The 17401-nt window shown below is 61.2% G+C and carries 17 protein-coding genes; 10 read left to right on the forward strand and 7 right to left on the reverse strand.

Annotated features, from left to right (window positions below):
- Window positions 1–93: 93 nt before the first annotated feature.
- The 4 genes from AC54AG_RS03705 to mpl are packed head-to-tail and all read right to left on the reverse strand — an operon-like array spanning window position 94 to window position 4752.
- Window positions 94–2181, reverse strand: coding sequence for a ribonuclease catalytic domain-containing protein (locus AC54AG_RS03705; RefSeq protein WP_496629517.1), 2088 nt, complete (start codon window positions 2179–2181; stop codon window positions 94–96).
- Window positions 2182–2183: 2 nt separating this feature from the next.
- Window positions 2184–2798 (reverse strand): chorismate--pyruvate lyase family protein, encoded by a 615-nt coding sequence (locus AC54AG_RS03710; protein ID WP_070301202.1) that lies wholly within the window; start codon window positions 2796–2798, stop codon window positions 2184–2186.
- Window positions 2795–3379 (reverse strand): YqiA/YcfP family alpha/beta fold hydrolase, encoded by a 585-nt coding sequence (locus AC54AG_RS03715; RefSeq protein WP_034746640.1) that lies wholly within the window; start codon window positions 3377–3379, stop codon window positions 2795–2797. Before AC54AG_RS03715 ends, AC54AG_RS03710 begins: the two co-directional genes overlap by 4 nt.
- On the reverse strand, window positions 3376–4752 hold the full coding sequence (gene mpl, locus AC54AG_RS03720; protein ID WP_128141925.1) for a UDP-N-acetylmuramate:L-alanyl-gamma-D-glutamyl-meso-diaminopimelate ligase: 1377 nt from the start codon (window positions 4750–4752) through the stop codon (window positions 3376–3378). The genes AC54AG_RS03715 and mpl overlap by 4 nt, the downstream gene beginning before the upstream one ends.
- A 115-nt stretch (window positions 4753–4867) precedes the next feature.
- Here mpl and AC54AG_RS03725 point away from each other — a divergent pair, with 115 nt between their 5' ends.
- From AC54AG_RS03725 to AC54AG_RS03760, 8 genes are all read left to right on the forward strand, one after another.
- Complete coding sequence (locus AC54AG_RS03725) at window positions 4868–5506, forward strand: hypothetical protein (RefSeq protein WP_496629518.1); 639 nt, start codon at window positions 4868–4870, stop codon at window positions 5504–5506.
- Window positions 5507–5525: 19 nt separating this feature from the next.
- Window positions 5526–6080 carry a TlpA family protein disulfide reductase gene (locus AC54AG_RS03730; RefSeq protein WP_496629519.1) on the forward strand — a complete coding sequence of 185 codons (555 nt, stop codon included), beginning with the start codon at window positions 5526–5528 and terminating at the stop codon, window positions 6078–6080.
- Between the two features lie 82 nt (window positions 6081–6162).
- Complete coding sequence (gene aroQ / locus AC54AG_RS03735; RefSeq protein ID WP_034746628.1) at window positions 6163–6600, forward strand: type II 3-dehydroquinate dehydratase; 438 nt, start codon at window positions 6163–6165, stop codon at window positions 6598–6600.
- A 91-nt stretch (window positions 6601–6691) separates the two neighbouring features.
- Entirely contained in the window at window positions 6692–7156 is a 465-nt protein-coding gene (accB, locus tag AC54AG_RS03740; RefSeq protein ID WP_034746625.1) for an acetyl-CoA carboxylase biotin carboxyl carrier protein, read from the forward strand.
- Between the two features lie 101 nt (window positions 7157–7257).
- On the forward strand, window positions 7258–8673 hold the full coding sequence (accC, locus tag AC54AG_RS03745) for an acetyl-CoA carboxylase biotin carboxylase subunit (protein WP_034746622.1): 1416 nt from the start codon (window positions 7258–7260) through the stop codon (window positions 8671–8673).
- Complete coding sequence (gene prmA / locus AC54AG_RS03750; protein WP_058048306.1) at window positions 8670–9614, forward strand: 50S ribosomal protein L11 methyltransferase; 945 nt, start codon at window positions 8670–8672, stop codon at window positions 9612–9614. The genes accC and prmA overlap by 4 nt, the downstream gene beginning before the upstream one ends.
- An 8-nt stretch (window positions 9615–9622) precedes the next feature.
- Window positions 9623–10864, forward strand: a complete 1242-nt coding sequence (locus tag AC54AG_RS03755; protein WP_496629520.1) for a DUF3426 domain-containing protein — start codon at window positions 9623–9625, stop codon at window positions 10862–10864.
- An 11-nt stretch (window positions 10865–10875) separates the two neighbouring features.
- Entirely contained in the window at window positions 10876–11814 is a 939-nt protein-coding gene (locus AC54AG_RS03760) for a carbohydrate kinase family protein (RefSeq protein WP_034746615.1), read from the forward strand.
- Between the two features lie 107 nt (window positions 11815–11921).
- On the opposite strand, the gene AC54AG_RS03765 is transcribed toward AC54AG_RS03760, so the two are convergent.
- Entirely contained in the window at window positions 11922–12455 is a 534-nt protein-coding gene (locus tag AC54AG_RS03765; RefSeq protein ID WP_034746613.1) for a YggT family protein, read from the reverse strand.
- Between the two features lie 426 nt (window positions 12456–12881).
- Here AC54AG_RS03765 and AC54AG_RS03770 point away from each other — a divergent pair, with 426 nt between their 5' ends.
- Window positions 12882–13856, forward strand: coding sequence for a hypothetical protein (locus AC54AG_RS03770; protein ID WP_496629521.1), 975 nt, complete (start codon window positions 12882–12884; stop codon window positions 13854–13856).
- A gap of 762 nt (window positions 13857–14618) precedes the next feature.
- Here AC54AG_RS03770 and AC54AG_RS03775 read toward each other — a convergent pair.
- Window positions 14619–15539, reverse strand: a complete 921-nt coding sequence (locus AC54AG_RS03775) for a LysR family transcriptional regulator (protein WP_496629522.1) — start codon at window positions 15537–15539, stop codon at window positions 14619–14621.
- Between the two features lie 122 nt (window positions 15540–15661).
- Here AC54AG_RS03775 and AC54AG_RS03780 point away from each other — a divergent pair, with 122 nt between their 5' ends.
- Window positions 15662–15991 carry a nuclear transport factor 2 family protein gene (locus AC54AG_RS03780; RefSeq protein WP_496629523.1) on the forward strand — a complete coding sequence of 110 codons (330 nt, stop codon included), beginning with the start codon at window positions 15662–15664 and terminating at the stop codon, window positions 15989–15991.
- 148 nt (window positions 15992–16139) lie between these two features.
- Here AC54AG_RS03780 and AC54AG_RS03785 read toward each other — a convergent pair whose 3' ends face one another.
- Window positions 16140–17291 carry a ribonucleotide-diphosphate reductase subunit beta gene (locus AC54AG_RS03785; protein ID WP_034746600.1) on the reverse strand — a complete coding sequence of 384 codons (1152 nt, stop codon included), beginning with the start codon at window positions 17289–17291 and terminating at the stop codon, window positions 16140–16142.
- Window positions 17292–17401 lie beyond the last annotated feature (110 nt).

Below are 17401 nucleotides of genomic sequence, written 5' to 3' on the forward strand. Positions count from 1 at the left end.
GCAACAAGCACACCATACAAGATGGCTGAATTCTACGTCAAAGGCGGTGCCGGCAACAGTTTTCAGCACCGCCTTTGCAGCCTGACTGGCGCCTTATTTGAGCTCGGGCTCGCTGACCACGTCTTCGCTGGCCAGTTCCGCCACTTCCGCATCGGCGTCGCTGACCTGGTTCGCCGCTTCCGGCGATGGCTCGGCCGCCACGTCGCCCTCGTCGGCAGCATCGTCGCCCGCCTCTTCTTCGTAGTCGAGCTCGGCATCGGCCGCCGCATCGGGCACGGCGGCAATTTCCAGCAGGCGCGCTTCGATGCTCAGGTCGACTTCATCCCAGCGCAGCAAGTCCAGTTTCACCTGGGCACCGCGCGCCACCGATGGCATGCCCGGCAGCTTGATGACCAGCGGAATGTCGACCAGGCGCAGGATCTCGTCTTTCAGGACGACGGCATCGACCTGGCGCGCGTTTTCCTGGTGCAACCAGCGCAAGCACCAGTAGCGTTCCATGTTCGACTGGAAATCGCCATACGCGGCATACGCGGCGTCAAATGCCGAAACGATGGCGAACAGATTCGCATCGCGCGGCTTGAACGGGGCCACCAGCGGCGCCGTCACGCCATGCTCGGCGCAGGCGATGATTTGCCACTGGTTCACCAGATCGGTATAGCGGCGCAGGGGCGAAGTGCTCCACGCATATTGATCGACGCCCAGGCCCTGGTGCGGCGCCGCATGGGTAACCATGCGCACCTGCATCTTTGCCGCCCAGCTATTGCCGCTGCCGCCGCCCTGGCTGCGGTAGATGCCGGGCACGCCATGGTCGTGCAGCATCTTGCCCCAGGTACTGTTGGCAAAAATCATCAGTTCGGCAACGATCTTGTCGAGCGGCGCGCCACGCTTGCGGCGCGCCACGGTGACGATGTCGTTTTCCACATAGAAGTTGAAATCGACACGGTTATTCTGTTCCGGCTTCAGGCCAAACGCTTCGCGCTTCTTCATGCGGCCCTGTTCCAGCTGCTGCGCCCATTGCCACAGCACGGCAAAATCGGCCTTGTGCGGGTACTCGCCTTCGCCGCTGGCCAGGGTTTCCTCGTTGACCAGATCATCGAGCTGGTTATGGCGCAAGTTGCTGGCAATCGGCACCAGTTCGGCGCGCGTCTGCGTGCTGACCACGGCCCAGTCCGACTTCGGGTCCAGGGTCGCGTACAGCGACAGGGCCGGGCACGTCGTGCCTTCCGCCAGCGTAAACGCGTTGACGATTTCGTCCGGCAGCATGGTGATCTTGTCGCCCGGCATGTAGACGGTCGACATGCGCTGGCGCGCCATCTTGTCGATCACGTCTTCCGGACGGATGCCCAGGCCCGGTGCGGCGATGTGTATACCCACTTTCACGGTGCCATCGGGCAGCGGCTGCACGGAGAAGGCATCGTCGATCTCGGTCGTGGTCACGTCGTCGATCGAGAAGGCGGCCACGTCGGCCAGCGGCAGCTTGGCCGTCACGGACGGCACGGGCACGCTCGGGAAACCGGCGCCTTTCGGGAAATTTTCGAACAGGAATTTCGACAGGTGCAAGTCTTTTGGCGAAGCAATACCACCGACAGCCAGCATCAGCCGCGGCGGCGTCGTGTGCAATTCCGTGCACGCCGCTTCCAGCGCCTTGTATTCAATCGTGTTCTTGTCCGGCTTGAACAGCAGTTGCAGCACCATGGGCTGCATCGAGGCGGGCAGACGGTTCTGCTTCAGCTCTTCCACATAGCCTGCCTGCACCAGCGCCTGCTGCTTTTTCTTTTCGATACCGGCCAGAGCCGCCTTCAAGGACGCTTCCGGCGCCGCCTTGTAGCGGCCACGGCCCTTCTTGTAGAAATACACGGGCGCCGAATGCAGGGCCAGGATCAGGCCGGCCGCTTCCGGCGGCAACGGTGCGTGGCCGAAATACTCGGCGCCCAGCTCGGCAAAGCCGAACTCGTCTTCGCCCGCCACTTCCCACAGGAAATCGAGGTCGATCTCGGCGGCAACCGCCTTGGCTTGCTCGAGCAGCTCGGCCGGGGCCGGCTTTTCATACTGCAGCAGCACGTCCTTGACCTTGACCTTGGTGCGCTTGCCACTGGCCATTTCGACCTGGTACGCTTCACCCGCTTGCGACAGGACCGTGCCGACCTTGAAATCGCCGGATTCTTCAAAAAATAGATTCATTGTTATGCTTTGTTTATTAATGTGTCGGTTGCAACGGTGCGAGTGACGGACGTCAACTCCAGCACCGCCGGCAAAAATACTTCCGTTACCAGCAGCAATCCCTGGTGACGCTGATACAGGCAGCGGCGGGCAAAAAACAGCGCCTGCCCGTCGGCGCGCCGCCCTTCCCGCGCCAGCGCCGCCTGCGCCCGCTGCACCAGCGGGTGCCCGGCGCGCAAGCGGGCAAATTCCAGTTCGCCGCGGCGCACCATGCGGTCGCCAAACAGGGTCGTGCCCAGCGAACGCTCGCCCAGCGCGGAAAACAAGGGCCAGTCCGTGGCCGTCGCCTGCATGGGCACGACGGTATGGCCAAACACGGCCGGTCTGTCATCACAACGCAACAGCACTTCACGTTCCCACACGCGGCCCGCGCGGTGCAAACCAATGATGGCAGCCTCGTCGCTCAAGCAACGTGCCGTTTCCTGATGCAAACATTGCACGCGAAATGCCTGGCTATGCGCTTTCAGCTTGGCCGTCAGCGAACCGCCGCCCGTGAGCCAGTGGCGCAAGGCCGGCGGCGCATTGACGGCATTTACGTGCGCATGCCATTGCGCCTGCCGCAGCGAACCCGGCCTCACTGGGCAGCGTCCGCATCGATGCCGCAAAAGGCCAGCACGGGCGCCACATAATCGGCAAATTCGCTGATGCCATGGTCGCTGCCGTCGATGACCAACTGCCGCGCCCCCTGATAATGCGCCACCATGTCGCGGTAGTCGAGTACTTCATCGCCAGTGGCGGCAATCAGGAAATAGCGTTGCGGCTCAGTAATTTTCTCTACGGCAAACGTGCGCAGCTCGTCGATGTACTCGCGCTTGAACTCGAACGGCTTGTCCGAATGGAATTCCGTCGTCACGCCCACATGCTGTTCCAAGTCGATCAGGGGAACGATGGCAGGATTGAGCAATACGGCGCGGCAACCGAGCTGCTCGGCCAGCCAGGTGGCGTAATAGCCGCCCAGCGAGGAGCCGATTATCGTCAGCTCGGCCGCCGCCACGTCCTTGACCAGCGACAGGGCCAGCTCAATCGCCAGTTTCGGCGAAGCCGGCAATTGCGGGCACAGCCACTGTGCTTCGCGGCCCAGCGCCTGCATCTGCGCGGCCAGCAGGCGCGACTTCATCGACAGGGGCGACGAGCGGAATCCATGCAGGTACAGAATCATCGGCCCAGGGCCTCCAGCAATTTCTGGTGCACGCCGCCAAAGCCGCCATTGCTCATGACCACGATCTGGTCGCCGGGACGCGCGCTGGCCGCCACGGCCGCCACCAGGGTATCGATGTCTTCGTAGGCGCTGGCAATCTTGCCCAGCGGCGCCAGCGCGTCGCCCAGGCTCCAACCCAGCGCTTGCTGGCTGCCGAAACCGAAGACGAGGTCCGCATCCTTGAGACTGCCCGGCAGCGCATCTTTCATGGCGCCCAGCTTCATCGTATTCGAGCGCGGTTCCAGCACGGCCAGAATGCGGGTGCCGCTGCCTACCTTCTGGCGCAGGCCGCCCACGGTGGTGGCAATGGCCGTCGGGTGGTGCGCGAAATCGTCGTACACGGTGATGTCGTTGACGACGCCGCGCACTTCCATCCGGCGCTTGACGCTCTCGAACGTGGCCAGCGAGGCGCACGCCTGGGCTATCGGTACACCCACGTGGCGCGCGGCGGCGATGGCCGCCAGCGCATTGCTGCGGTTGTGCTTGCCCGTGAGCGCCCACGCCACATGGCCTTCCTGCTTGCCATTGAAGAACACGTCGAAGCTGCCATCGGCCTGCTCTTGCAGTTGCCAGTTGGCATCTTGACCAAAACTTTCCTTTTCGCTCCAGCAACCGCGCGCCAGCACGCGCTGCAGCGATGCTTCATCGCCGTTGAACACGAGGCGGCCAATGCCGGGCACGGTGCGCACCAGGTGGTGGAATTGCGTCTCGATCGCGTGCAGATCGGGGAAGATGTCGGCGTGATCATATTCCAGGTTATTCATGATGGCCGTCTTCGCGTGGTAATGCACGAACTTGCTGCGCTTGTCGAAGAAGGCCGTGTCGTATTCGTCCGCTTCGATGACGAAGAAGTCGGAATCGGCGCTCTTGCCGTCGATTGTGCCGCTGAGGCGGGCGGAAATGCCAAAGTTCATCGGCACGCCGCCGATCAGGAAGCCCGGCGCGTAACCCGCGTCTTCGAGTATCCAGGCCAGCATGGCCGAGGTGGTTGTCTTGCCATGCGTGCCGGCCACGGCCAGTACCCACTTGTTGCGCAAGATGTGTTCGCCGATCCATTGCGGGCCGGACACATACGGCAGGCTGCGGTTAAGGATTTCTTCCACCAGCGGGTTGCCGCGCGAGACCACATTGCCAATCACATACAAATCCGGGTTCAGCTTGGTCTGTTCCGGATCGAAACCCTGGATCAGTTCGATTCCCTGCGATTCCAGCTGGGTGCTCATCGGCGGATACACGTTGGCATCGCAACCGGTAACTTTATGGCCGGCTTCCTTGGCCAGGACAGCCAGGCCGCCCATGAAGGTACCGCAAATGCCGAGAATATGAATATGCATGTGATCAGTGCGAAAGGCGCACGCTTAAGTAAGTAAGACGGTGAGATAAAAAACAGCAAGTGCAGGATTTTACCTGACGCCATGACTTTTTCCGCTTCGGAGTATCATCTCGCTCATGACGAACGATGCATTTGACGATAGCGCGCAGTTGCGCCTGGAAATCGCCGCCGCTGCCGCGCGCCTCGTGGCGCAGGACGGGGCCGACTATGGCAGCGCCAAGCGCAAGGCGGCGCGGCAAGTCCTCTGCGACGCGCCGAACCGGCCCAACATCCTGCCTGACAACGACATGATCGAGGAGCAGGTGCGGCAATACAATGCCCTGTTCCTGGCCGACAGCCAGCCGGCGCGGCTGTTCCAGCTGCGCACGATCGCGCTGCAGGTGATGGAAGCGTTGCAACAATTTCATCCCCTGCTCAGCGGTCCCGTGCTCAATGGCACGGCCGGCCCGCACGACGAGATCTATTTGCAGCTGTTTGCCGAGAGCGCCAAGGAAATCCACATCTTCCTGCTGAATAAAAATGTCGTGCTCGACATGTCGGAAAGCCCGCATTTCAAGGGGGCGCGTTATGATGCGGTCGAGACCGCCAGTTTCTTGTGGAAAAACGAAGGCGTGCACGCGGCCATGTATGAGCTCGACGATATGCGCGGCGCGCTGAAAGCCAAAGCGGATGGCAAGGTGCTGCGCACCGACATCGCCGGGCTGCGCAGCCTGCTGGCCGCCAGCCTCGCCGATGGTATGCCGGCTGCCGACTAACATTGATATAGATAAAGTTATGACAAAAAAGAATTGGATCGCGTGCGCCATCGTGGCGCTGATGTTTGGCGGCATGGGCGCTTACGTCGGTTTGAGCAAGGAAAAAGCCAAAGCAGCAGGGCCGCTGACGAGCACCATCGCGCCGGGCGCGACGGGTCCCGTCACCGAGCTGTATGCGCTGTCCCTGCCGGACGCGGCCGGCGCCACGCAAGCGTTGTCGCAATGGAAAGGCAAGAATGTGCTGGTCAATTTCTGGGCGCCGTGGTGCCCGCCTTGCGTGGAAGAAATGCCGGAGTTATCCGAAGTGCAAGGCCACTATGCAGCGAAAAACCTGCAGGTGATCGGCATCGGCATCGATTCGGCCAGCAATATTGCCACCTTTGCCAGCAAGTTCAAGATCGCCTATCCCGTGTATGTCTCCGGCATGAGCGGTACCGACCTGTCGCGCCATTTTGGCAATGCCACGGGCGGTTTGCCCTTTACGGTGCTGATCGGCGCCGATGGCGAAGTCAAAAAGACCTATCTTGGCCGCTTGAAATTTGATCAATTGCGCGCCGATCTGGATAAATTGTAAATTCGGAGCGTGCTTTTTTCTCTTGCCAATGCGTATCTTTGGCGGCAAAATGCGGAACTTTCGCTAAAACGGTCTTCCATACATGGCAAAAAACCTCCTTCTGCTCAACGGTCCCAACCTGAATTTGCTGGGAACGCGCGAGCCTGAGGTCTACGGCGCCAGCACCTTGGCCGATATCGAACAGGCAGCAATGGCGCAAGCCATGGCGGCCGGCGCCGACCTGGTCTGCTTTCAAAGCAACCACGAAGGCGCGCTGATCGACCGCATCCATGCCGCGCGAGCGGAAGGGATCGATGCCATCGTCATCAATCCGGGCGGCCTGACCCATACCAGCGTTGCCTTGCGCGATGCGCTGGCCGGGGTCGCCATCCCGTTCGTGGAAGTCCATATCTCGAATATTTATCAACGCGAGACGTTTCGACATCACTCATTTCTCAGCGCGATCGCGCAGGGGACGATCTGCGGGCTGGGTATCGATGGATATCGGTTTGCCATCGACTTTGCGCTTAAAAAACGTTAATCTACGCGATCTGCACGCATTTAGCGCGGCGATAGGTTCTTGGACATCACCGCATCACTCAAAAAACAAACTACATTCCTAGGGGTTTTACATGGATCTACGAAAACTCAAGACCTTGATCGACCTGGTCGCCGAATCGGATATCGCAGAGCTGGAAGTTACCGAAGGCGAAAGCAAGGTTCGCATCGTCAAATCGTCGGCCATGCCGCAAAACCAGATGGTCATGATGCAGCCGCAAGGCATGCAAGCCCAATACCAGCCAGCCGCGCCAGCCGCCGCTCCCGCTGCGGCAGCCGCCGTCGTGGTCGCCGCCGAGCCAACGGGCTATGTGGTCAAGTCGCCGATGGTCGGTACCTTCTACCGCTCGTCCGCTCCTGGCAGCGCCGCCTATGTTGAAGTGGGCGCTACCGTCAAGGAAGGTGATACCCTGTGCATCATCGAAGCGATGAAGCTCCTGAATGAAATCGACTCCGACAAAGCCGGTGTCGTGACCCAGATCCTGGTCGAAAACGGCCAACCGGTCGAATTCGGTCAACCCTTGTTTGTGATCGGCTAAAACCCAGTCCACACGGCCGGCAACGGCCGTTTGCAGTTTTAGCCCCTCACACTTGTTGTTTCGCCGGCTCGCCGGCTCTCACAGACATACGCGAACCTACCATGTTTGAAAAAATCCTGATTGCCAACCGTGGTGAAATTGCCCTCCGTATTCAGCGCGCCTGCCGCGAAATGGGCATTAAAACGGTTGTAGTCCACTCCGAAGCCGACAAGGACGCGAAATACGTCAAGCTGGCCGACGAATCCGTTTGTATCGGCCCGGCACAGTCGTCCCTGAGCTACCTGAACATGCCCGCCATCATCAGCGCCGCTGAAGTGACGGATGCGCAAGCGATTCACCCAGGCTATGGCTTCCTGTCGGAAAATGCCGACTTCGCCGAACGCGTCGAGAAATCGGGCTTCGTCTTCATCGGCCCCCGCTCCGAATCGATCCGTTTGATGGGCGATAAAGTATCGGCCAAGCAAACCATGATCAAGGCTGGCGTACCGTGCGTACCGGGCTCGGAAGGCGCGTTGCCCGACGATCCGAAAGCGATCGTGCAAATTGCCCGCAAAATCGGCTACCCAGTCATCATCAAGGCCGCCGGTGGCGGTGGCGGACGCGGCATGCGCGTCGTGCACACGGAAGCGGCCCTGATCAACGCCGTGGCGATGACCAAGACGGAAGCCGGCACGGCTTTCGGCAACCCTGAAGTGTATATGGAGAAGTACCTGGAAAATCCGCGCCACGTGGAAATCCAGATCCTCGCCGACGAACACAAGAACGCCGTCTGGCTGGGCGAGCGCGACTGCTCCATGCAGCGCCGCCACCAGAAAGTGATCGAAGAAGCACCAGCGCCGGGCATCCCGCGCAAGCTGATCGAGAAAATTGGCGACCGTTGCGCCGAAGCTTGCCGCAAGATCGGCTACCGCGGCGCCGGCACGTTTGAGTTCCTGTACGAAAACGGCGAGTTCTATTTCATTGAAATGAATACCCGCGTGCAGGTGGAACATCCGGTCACCGAGATGATCACCGGCATCGACATCGTGCAAGAGCAGATCCGCATCGCCGCCGGCGAAAAACTGCGTTTCCGCCAGCGCGACGTCTTGCTGTCTGGCCACGCCATCGAGTGCCGCATCAACGCCGAAGATCCATTCAAGTTCACGCCATCGCCAGGCAAGATCGTGTCGTGGCATGCACCGGGTGGCCCTGGCATCCGCGTCGATTCGCACGCCTACGCCGGCTACTACGTGCCGCCGCACTACGACTCGATGATCGGCAAAGTGATCGCTTACGGCGCCACGCGCGAACAAGCGATCCGCCGCATGCAGATCGCCCTGTCCGAAATGGTGGTCGAAGGCATCAACACGAACATCGCCCTGCACCGCGAACTGATGATCGACGCGCGCTTCATCGAAGGCGGCACCAACATTCACTATCTGGAACAGAAACTGGCCGACATGCCGGATCTGGGCAAGAACCTGAATGGAGGCAGCCCCAGCATCGCCAAGAAGTCCGAAATCAAGGCGGGCGCATGAGCTGGACGGAAATCGTCATCGAAATCGCCCGTGACAACGCCGAGGCCATGTCCGACGCGTTGATGGAAGCGGGCGCCCTGTCGGTGTCGGTGGAAGACGCCGATGAAGGCACGGATGCCGAGCAGCCCCTGTTTGGCGAGCCCGGCATGGAACCGAAGGAAGCGGCGTGGGAACGCAGCCGCGTGGTGGCGCTGACCGACGTCGATGCCGACCAGGCCGCCATCGTGGCCGCCGCAGCCCAGGCTGTCGGCATGACGGAAGTGCCCGCCTTTACCATGCGCCCCGTGGAAGAGCAGGACTGGGTGCGCCTGACCCAATCGCAATTCGCACCGATTCACATCGGCAAGAATATCTGGGTCGTGCCCAGCTGGCACGAGGCACCGGATCCTGACGGTCTGATCCTGGAACTGGACCCTGGCCTGGCCTTCGGCACGGGCAGCCATCCGACCACGCGTCTGTGCATGGAATGGCTGGAAGCGAACCCTGCCCCTGGCAAGACCGTGCTCGACTACGGTTGCGGCTCCGGCATCCTGGCCATGGTGGCCAAGAAACTGGGCGCACAAACGGTGGCCGGCGTCGACATCGACCCGCAGGCGATCGAATCGGCGCGCGACAATGCCGAACGCAACCAGTGCGACATCGAATATTTCTTGCCAGACACGTTTGCCACGTCGGCACACGCCACGGCCAAGTTTGACATCGTCGTCGCCAACATCCTGTCGAGCCCATTGAAGCTGATGGCGCCGATGCTGTCGGGCCGTGTCGCCGATGGCGGCGCGCTGATCCTGTCCGGCGTGCTGGCACGCCAGGCCGAAGAAGTGGCCGCTGCGTACGCACCGTTCATCGAGCTCGGTGTGTGGGCCGAGCAAGACGGCTGGGTGGCGCTGCATGGCCGCCTGGGCAGCACGCAAGCGCCTGCGCCCCGTGCGGAAGGTGCATAAGCACAGCAATGGCCCTCGCCACCAAATGCCCCCATTGCAACACGATATTTCGGGTCGCTGCTGACCAATTGAAGTTACGTGGGGGCATCGTGCGCTGTGGCACGTGCAGAGAAGTGTTTGACGGCAATGCCGCGCTGGTCGATCCAGCTGCGGCATCGCCGTTTTTAACATCGGCCCCCGGCACTGCCGCCCCGCTGCCAGACAGTTACCCTGCCGACAACAGCTTGCCGTCCGCCACGGACGACGAACCCATCTATTCCCTCGACTTCGACACCTCGTTCGACCCGTTCGGCATCTTGCCGGAAACGGCGCAGCTCAAGGACGATGAAGACGATGGCGAGCACATCGAGCTGGACCTCGACGTGGCCCTGCCCGAAGAGGTACCGGCCGCCGCACCGCTCGACATACCGCTCGATATACCTGAACCTGAGGAAACACCGGCGGAACTGCCCGAACAGCGCCTGCCCCAGCCGATGGCGCCTTTCAAGCGCCGCCAGGTCGATGACGCGCCCGCCTTCGCCACGTATTTGCGCGACAGCCGCCGCGAACCAAACCTGGAAGCAGCGGCAGCCCCAATAGCCCCAGCCGAAAAAGTCAGCCTGGACAAGCCCGCGCCCGCGCGCCGTGAACCGACGCTGGCCGACCACTCGTTCGAAGCGCTGCCCGCCGCGCCCGTCGCGCCGGAACCAGCCGAAGCGCAGGAAGAACCTGTCCTGCCGCCAGCCGACGACGAGCCGGCCTTTGTAACCTTGGGACGGCGCCGCGAACAGAGCGGCAAGGCCTTGCGCATGGCCATGGCCGCCGGCTCGGCAGTACTGCTGCTGCTATTATTCCTGCAAGTAATGACCACCTTCCGCAACCCGCTGGCGGCGCAATTTCCGCAGTGGAAGCCAACCCTGGTGGCTCTGTGCAAGCTCAGCGGCTGCCAGGTCGACTTGCCGGCGCAGATCGAGGCGCTGGCCATCGAGCAAGGCGAGTTGCAGACCTTGAAGGACCACACCTTTTCCTATGTCTCGCTGCTGCGCAACCAAAGCCGCAGCGTGCAAGCCTGGCCCAGCATCGAACTGATCCTCAACGACGCCAACGACAAGCCCGTCTTGCGCCGCGTGATCGCGCCGCGCGACTACCTGCCAGCCAATATCGACGTGAGCAAGGGCTTTGCGGCGCGCTCGGAACAAGCCATCAAACTGTATTTTGCATTAGACCAGCTCACGGCGTCTGGCTACCATATCGCCATCTTTTACCCTTAACAGACACTATCATGACCAAAACATCGCTGATCTGCGGCTCGCTTGCCACCGACACCATCATGCAATTCCCCGGCCGCTTCGGCGAATCGCTGCTGGCCGACCAGTTGCACAAGGTAAACGTGTCCTTCCTCGTGCCCACCATGCGCACGGAGTTCGGCGGCTGCTCGGGCAATATCGCCTACAGCCTGAAAATGCTGGGCGGCGACCCGCGCATCGTCGGCGTCATGGGGCAAGACAGCGCCGCCTACCTGGAGCGCCTGCAAAAGCTGGGCATTTCCACCGCCAACATCCTGATCAAGGCCGACAGCTACAACGCGCAGTGCTTCGTCACGGCCGACGCGGACAATAACCAGATCAACGCCTTCCACCCGGGCGCCATGTCGTTTGCGCATGAAAACCCGATCGCCAATGCGGGCCCGGCCAAGGTCGCCATCATTTCGCCGGACGGCGACCAGGGCATGCTCAAGCACGCCGCCGACTTGGCCGAGCTGGGCATCCCCTTCATGTTCGACCCGGGACAGCAGTTGCCACGTTTCAATGGCGAACAGTTGATCGACTTCATCAACAAAGCCACGTATGTGTCGGCCAACGATTATGAAATGGAAATGTTGATGGAACGCACGGGCTTGACCCTGCCGGACATCGCCAGCCGCCTGGAAGCGCTGATCGTCACGCGCGGTGAAAAAGGGTCGGAAATCTATACGGACGGCAAGCGCATCGACATTCCTGTCGTGACCGCCAAGGAAGTGCTGGACCCGACCGGCTGCGGCGATGCCTACCGTGCCGGCTTGCTGTTCGGCATCACCAACGACCTGGGCTGGGAAACCAGCGGCCGTCTGGCCAGCCTGCTGGGCGCCATCAAGATCGCCACCCAGGGCGCGCAAAACCACGTGTTTACGCCAGAGAGCATCGCCGACCAGTTCGAAGCGGCGTTCGGTTACCGCTATTAATATGCAGGTCGGATGTGCGCGGCGCGGCCGCGCGTCATCCGGCAACATCATTGGCATGGCAAGTGCTGATGCCGGGTTACGCTACGCTAACCCGACCTACGCCACCATCATCGCACCACAATAATCATCCCCACCAGCACCTGCGCGATCTGCAACAGGATCAGCGCGACCAGCAACGACAAATCCAGGCTGCCGATCAACGGCACGACCTTGCGGATCGGACGCAGCAGCGGCTCGTTCAGGGCCCGCACGAACGGCGCCAGAGGCGCATGCGGGTTGACCCAGCTGAAGATGGCTTCGATAATCAGCAAGGCCATGAAACCGTAGAGTATCCATTGCAGGAAGCGTTGCAGCGACTTGAGCAGCACCACTTCGACGGGATAGCCGGAAATAAACAGCACCGAGCTGGCCAGCAGCACGATCAGGAAGGCGCCGATCAGACTGGCCCAGTCATACCCGCCCACGCCCGGCACCACGCGGCGCAGGGGGCGCACCAGCCAGTCGGACAATTGAAACGTGAATTGCGCCACCGATGAGGGCGGCCGCACGCGCACCGCCTGCATCCAGAAGCGCAGCAGCAACACGCCGCCCAGCAAGGTAGCGATGGTATCAACGATCAATGTAAGGATAACGATCAGCACGACTAATTCTCCAAAAAAAAACCGCTGTGTGATTGAGTCACACAGCGGCGTGTTGCCTCATCCAGGCACCCGTATCGTGGAAATTACGATGGGCGGGTGCTGGTTGGGAATGGCCAGGCTGCAGCCGGTGCCAACACGGTTTTTGCTACAGGTGCGATAGGTGCCGATGGTTTGGCGACAGGAGCTGCCTTCTTCGGCGCGGCCTTTTTAGGCGCGGCCTTCTTGGCGGCTGGCTTGGCGGCCACGGCGGCTGGTGCCGCTGGAGCTGCTACCGGCGCTGCTGCTGGTGCGGCTGGCACGACTGGCGCTGCGGCTGGCTTAGCGGCAGGTTTCGCTGCTGCTTTCGCTGCCGGCTTTGCTGCGACCTTGGCGGCTGGCTTTGCTGCAGGCTTGGCGGCTGGCTTCGCTGCAGCTTTTGCTGCTGGCTTGGCTGCCGGTTTTGCTGCGACCTTGGCAGCAGGTTTCGCTGCTGGCTTGGCTGCCGCTTTTGCTGCTGGCTTCGCTGCTACCTTGGCTGCTGGCTTCGCTGCTGCCTTTGCCGCTGGCTTCGCTGCTGCTTTTGCTGCCGGCTTCGCTGCTACCTTGGCCGCTGGCTTGGCTGCCGCCTTAGTTGCTGGCTTGGCTGCTACCTTGGCTGCCGGCTTGGCTGCCGCTTTGGCCGCTGGCTTCGCTGCAGCTTTTGCTGCTGGCTTGGCTGCCGCTTTGGCTGCTGGCTTCGCTGCTGCCTTGGCGACGACTTTTTTCGCTGCTGGTTTGGCTGCCGCTTTGGCGGCCGGTTTCGCTGCTGCCTTGGCTGCAGGTTTCGCTGCGGCTTTTTTCACTGCTGGCTTGGCTGCAGCTTTTGCTGCTGGCTTCGCTGCTGCTTTGGCGGCCGGCTTGGCTGCCGGTTTTGCTGCGGCTTTTTTCGCTGCTGGCTTGACTGCTGCCTTGGCGGCAGGTTTGGCTGCTGCCTTGGCGGCTGGTTTCGCTGCGGCTTTTTTCACTGCTGGCTTGGCTGCTGCTTTGGCGGCTGGTTTTGCTGCGGCTTTTGCCGCTGGCTTGGCGGCCGGTTTGGCTGCGGCTTTTTTCGCGACAGGCTTGGCTGCTGCCTTGGCGGCCGGTTTCGCTGCGGCTTTCGCTGCTGGCTTGGCTGCCGGTTTGGCGGCCGGTTTCGCTGCTGCCTTGGCCGCTGGTTTCGCTGCGGCTTTCGCTACTGGCTTGGCAGCCACTTTTGCTGCAGGCTTGGCTGCGGCTTTGGCGGCTGGTTTCGCTGCTGGTTTCGCTGCGGCTTTGGCAGCTGGTTTAGCGGCAACCGTCTTCGCTGCGGCTGCCGGCTTCTTCGCGGCAGGAGCAGCCTTGGCGGCTGGTTTCTTTACTTCTGATTTCTTAGCGGCTGTTGCCATTTGTCTCTCCTTCATCTGAGATGAGAAATTTAAGCTACAAGATTTAAACCCGTCCGACCCACCACAGGGATAGGCCAGGCGAATTATTCATCGGCGCAAACGGTCGTTTGCGCTAATGAATTCGGCACCAGCTGAACTGCTGCAACTCCTCACGTTTGCAGCACTTCAGCCATCGTCGGTGCCACCCTGCTTTATCTCGCAGCTGGTGGCAAAGTCTGAATTCGGTCATTCGTTTTCGATGCCGTGCGTTTTTTCGCTCCTCGCATCGCGCTCGCCACAACACCGATGCGTCAAATAAAAAACCGCCATGCCTGAAAAAATTCGGGCACGGCGGCAGACGAAAACGGTGTGGTTTTGTGCATATCCGTGTAAATCTGTATCCCTGTTTTGCGAGGTTTTTCCGCTACCGCGCTGGTTAAAAAACCCCGCATTCTAACGCTCGCATTTGCAATCTCATAAAGTACACGAAAACCTTGTCAATGCGCAACCGGCACGACACGTTTTCGTCCGCTTTTTTGCACGATACGCGTGCTATCGCACAATCGCGCGGCAAATGCCGCCGCCAGCGTGTGCGGAAACGATATTTACACCCCGCCCCGCGCGCATTGGCGCCATCAAAAAAATGCGTCGCGGCGTGCGCGATGCGGCAAAAAAATGGCCGCACTTTTCTGCGCCGCCGCGCCACTGCGCGCCATGAAAAAGCAGTGCGAAAAAAACGCGGCAGGCGATGCCGCAGCCGGTCTCCAGGATGATGGCGGCAGGCTGGAAAAAGCAGGCGAGGCTAGCGCGTGTCGCCGGAAGACGCAGGCCGGGAAAGCGCCAGCGCCGTATCGATGAAGGCGCGCAGTTTGGGCTGGCTTTGGGTACGGGCGGGAAAATACAGGAACAATCCGCTCGTCGGCGGCACGTAGTTTTCCAGCACCCGCAGCAAGCTGCCGCTGGCCAGGTCAGCTTCGATTTCCACATCGGGCATATACGCCAGGCCCAGACCCGAGCGCGCGAAATCGGCGATCAGCGTGGTGTCGTTGACGACCACGGGTGCGCCCGTTTCCACCAGAAATTCCTCGCCATCGCGCACGAAGCGCCAGCGGTGCAAGGCGCCGGAAGTATGGAAGCGATAGGCCAGCGTATCGTGGCGCATCAGGTCTTCCGGAATCAGCGGCCGCCCTTTCCGCTCGAAGTAGCCGGGCGCGCCAACCACGGACCAGCGCAAGTCCCCCGTCAGGCGTACGGCCACCATCTCCTGCTCCACCGACTGTCCCAGGCGAATGCCGGCGTCGTAACCGTGCGCCAGCAGATCGACCGCGCCATCGTCGAGCGACAGGTCGATGGTCACGTCAGGATAGCTGCCGCGAAAACGCGGTATCAATGCGCGCATCACCAGCGCGCCCAGCGCGCGCGGCACCGTCAGCCGCAAATGGCCGGCGGGCCGGTCGCGAAACATGGTCAGCGCGGCGAAGGCGTCATCGATCTGCCGGGTGGCGCCGGCCAGGCTGGCGTACAGGCCCGCGCCGGCTTCGGTAAAGGCGACATTGCGCGTATTGCGCTTGAAGAGCAGCACGCCATGCTGGCGCTCCATCACCTTGACCGCCTTGCTGACGGCCGTCACCGTCACGCCAAGCTGCAGTGCCGCGGCGCTGAAACTTTTGCGCTCGGCGACCGCGAGAAAGGTACGGATGCCATCGAGAGAGTTCGTTTTCATGCGCGATCACGCCGCCAATAATGAACCTGAAGTGTAAAGCCTATCACCCCTACGCTACTATTTCTCTGCAATTGAACGCCATATGATGGTCGCTCCCTGCCTCTCCATTGAAAGGAAGCACCATGTCTCTCCTCATGCCGGCCATCGTCGGCGACTACTTTAGCGCCGACAAGCATCACGATAGCAAGGCCGTGGCGCAGTGCTTCGCCGCCGATGGCGTCGTTCACGATGAAGGCCGGACCCACGCGGGCCATGCCGCCATCCAGGCCTGGAAAGAAGCTGGCAGCCAGCAGTACGGCGCCACCGTCAGCCCCATCTCGGCCGACACCCAGGGCGTGCGCTGCGTGGTCACCGGCAGCGTCAGCGGCAGTTTCCCCGGCAGCCCGCTGGCGCTGCGCTTTGTCTTCACGCTCGCCAGCAATCGCATCCAGGCCCTGGAAATCGGCGCATGAATACCGATTTCAAGGACAAGCGCGTGCTGATCACGGGCGGCACCATCCCGACCGTGTGAGCCCGATGCAATAAGCTCTCCAGATAGCAAAAGGCCCCGCATTTGCGAGGCCTTTGTTACATACATGACTTGTGACGCTATCGGCTGGCTTATTCCCAGTTCAGCGCGCCGCCGGTCTGGTATTCCGTCACGCGCGTCTCGAAGAAGTTGCGTTCCTTCTTCATGTCGATCATTTCGCTCATCCACGGGAATGGATTTTCTTCCTGGGCGAACAGCGGCTCGATGCCGATCTGCTGCGCGCGGCGGTTGGCGATGAAGCGCAAATAGCCCTTGAACATCGGCGCGTTCAGACCCAGCACGCCGCGCGGCATGGTGTCTTCCGCGTATGCGTATTCCAGTTCCACGGCCTGCATGAACAACACTTTAATCTCTTCGCGGAATTCGGCCGTCCACAGCTGCGGGTTTTCCATCTTGATCGTGTTGATCAAGTCGATGCCGAAGTTGCAGTGCATCGATTCGTCGCGCAGGATGTACTGGTACTGCTCGGCCGCGCCCATCATCTTGTTCTGGCGGCCCAACGCCAGGATCTGCGTGAAGCCGACGTAGAAGAACAAGCCTTCCATCAGGCAGGCAAACACGATCAGGGATTTGAGCAGCTTCTGATCGTTTTCCACCGTGCCGGTGACGAACGCAGGGTCGGTCAGGGTGTTGATGAACGGGATCAGGAATTCATCCTTGTCGCGGATCGACTTGACTTCGTTGTAGGCGTTGAAGATCTCGCCTTCGTCCAGGCCCAGCGATTCGACGATGTACTGGTAGGCGTGCGTGTGGATCGCTTCCTCGAACGCCTGGCGCAGCAGGTACTGGCGGCACTCGGGCGCCGTGATGTGGCGGTAGGTGCCCAGCACGATATTGTTGGCGGCCAGCGAGTCGGCCGTCACGAAGAAGCCCAGGTTGCGCTTGACCAGGCGGCGCTCGTCGTCCGTCAGGCCGTTCGGATTCTTCCACAGCTCGATATCGCGCTGCATGTTCACTTCCTGCGGCATCCAGTGGTTGGCGCAGCCGGCCAGGTATTTGTCCCATGCCCATTTGTACTTGAACGGCACCAGCTGGTTGACGTCCGTCTTGCCATTGATGATGCGCTTGTCGTCGGCATTCACGCGGCGCGCCACTTGCTCGGCGTTCGCTTCGGACGGCTCGGCACCTGCCGGCAGGTTCAATTCGGTATTTCCCAATGGCGCTTGCTGCGCCGGACGCGGCACAGCTGCCGACGTGGTTTCATCATCCCAGGACAACGACATATTCTTCTTCCTTTCCATGCCGGCGAGCCGGCGATCCGCAACAGGCCCGTTGAATCGGACAATGCGGATATTGACAACATTGAATCAGCCCAGACGCTCTGGGCTGACAA

This window comes from Janthinobacterium sp. BCJ23, assembly GCF_059617945.1.

Coding starts and splice junctions, on each gene's coding strand:
- AC54AG_RS03705 (WP_496629517.1), bottom strand. CDS start 2,181: ATGAATCTATTTTTTGAAGAATCCGGCGATTTCAAGGTCGGCACGGTC.
- AC54AG_RS03715 (WP_034746640.1), bottom strand. CDS start 3,379: ATGATTCTGTACCTGCATGGATTCCGCTCGTCGCCCCTGTCGATGAAG.
- mpl (WP_128141925.1), bottom strand. CDS start 4,752: ATGCATATTCATATTCTCGGCATTTGCGGTACCTTCATGGGCGGCCTG.
- AC54AG_RS03725 (WP_496629518.1), top strand. CDS start 4,868: ATGACGAACGATGCATTTGACGATAGCGCGCAGTTGCGCCTGGAAATC.
- AC54AG_RS03730 (WP_496629519.1), top strand. CDS start 5,526: ATGACAAAAAAGAATTGGATCGCGTGCGCCATCGTGGCGCTGATGTTT.
- aroQ (WP_034746628.1), top strand. CDS start 6,163: ATGGCAAAAAACCTCCTTCTGCTCAACGGTCCCAACCTGAATTTGCTG.
- accB (WP_034746625.1), top strand. CDS start 6,692: ATGGATCTACGAAAACTCAAGACCTTGATCGACCTGGTCGCCGAATCG.
- accC (WP_034746622.1), top strand. CDS start 7,258: ATGTTTGAAAAAATCCTGATTGCCAACCGTGGTGAAATTGCCCTCCGT.
- prmA (WP_058048306.1), top strand. CDS start 8,670: ATGAGCTGGACGGAAATCGTCATCGAAATCGCCCGTGACAACGCCGAG.
- AC54AG_RS03755 (WP_496629520.1), top strand. CDS start 9,623: ATGGCCCTCGCCACCAAATGCCCCCATTGCAACACGATATTTCGGGTC.
- AC54AG_RS03760 (WP_034746615.1), top strand. CDS start 10,876: ATGACCAAAACATCGCTGATCTGCGGCTCGCTTGCCACCGACACCATC.
- AC54AG_RS03775 (WP_496629522.1), bottom strand. CDS start 15,539: ATGAAAACGAACTCTCTCGATGGCATCCGTACCTTTCTCGCGGTCGCC.
- AC54AG_RS03780 (WP_496629523.1), top strand. CDS start 15,662: ATGTCTCTCCTCATGCCGGCCATCGTCGGCGACTACTTTAGCGCCGAC.
- AC54AG_RS03785 (WP_034746600.1), bottom strand. CDS start 17,291: ATGTCGTTGTCCTGGGATGATGAAACCACGTCGGCAGCTGTGCCGCGT.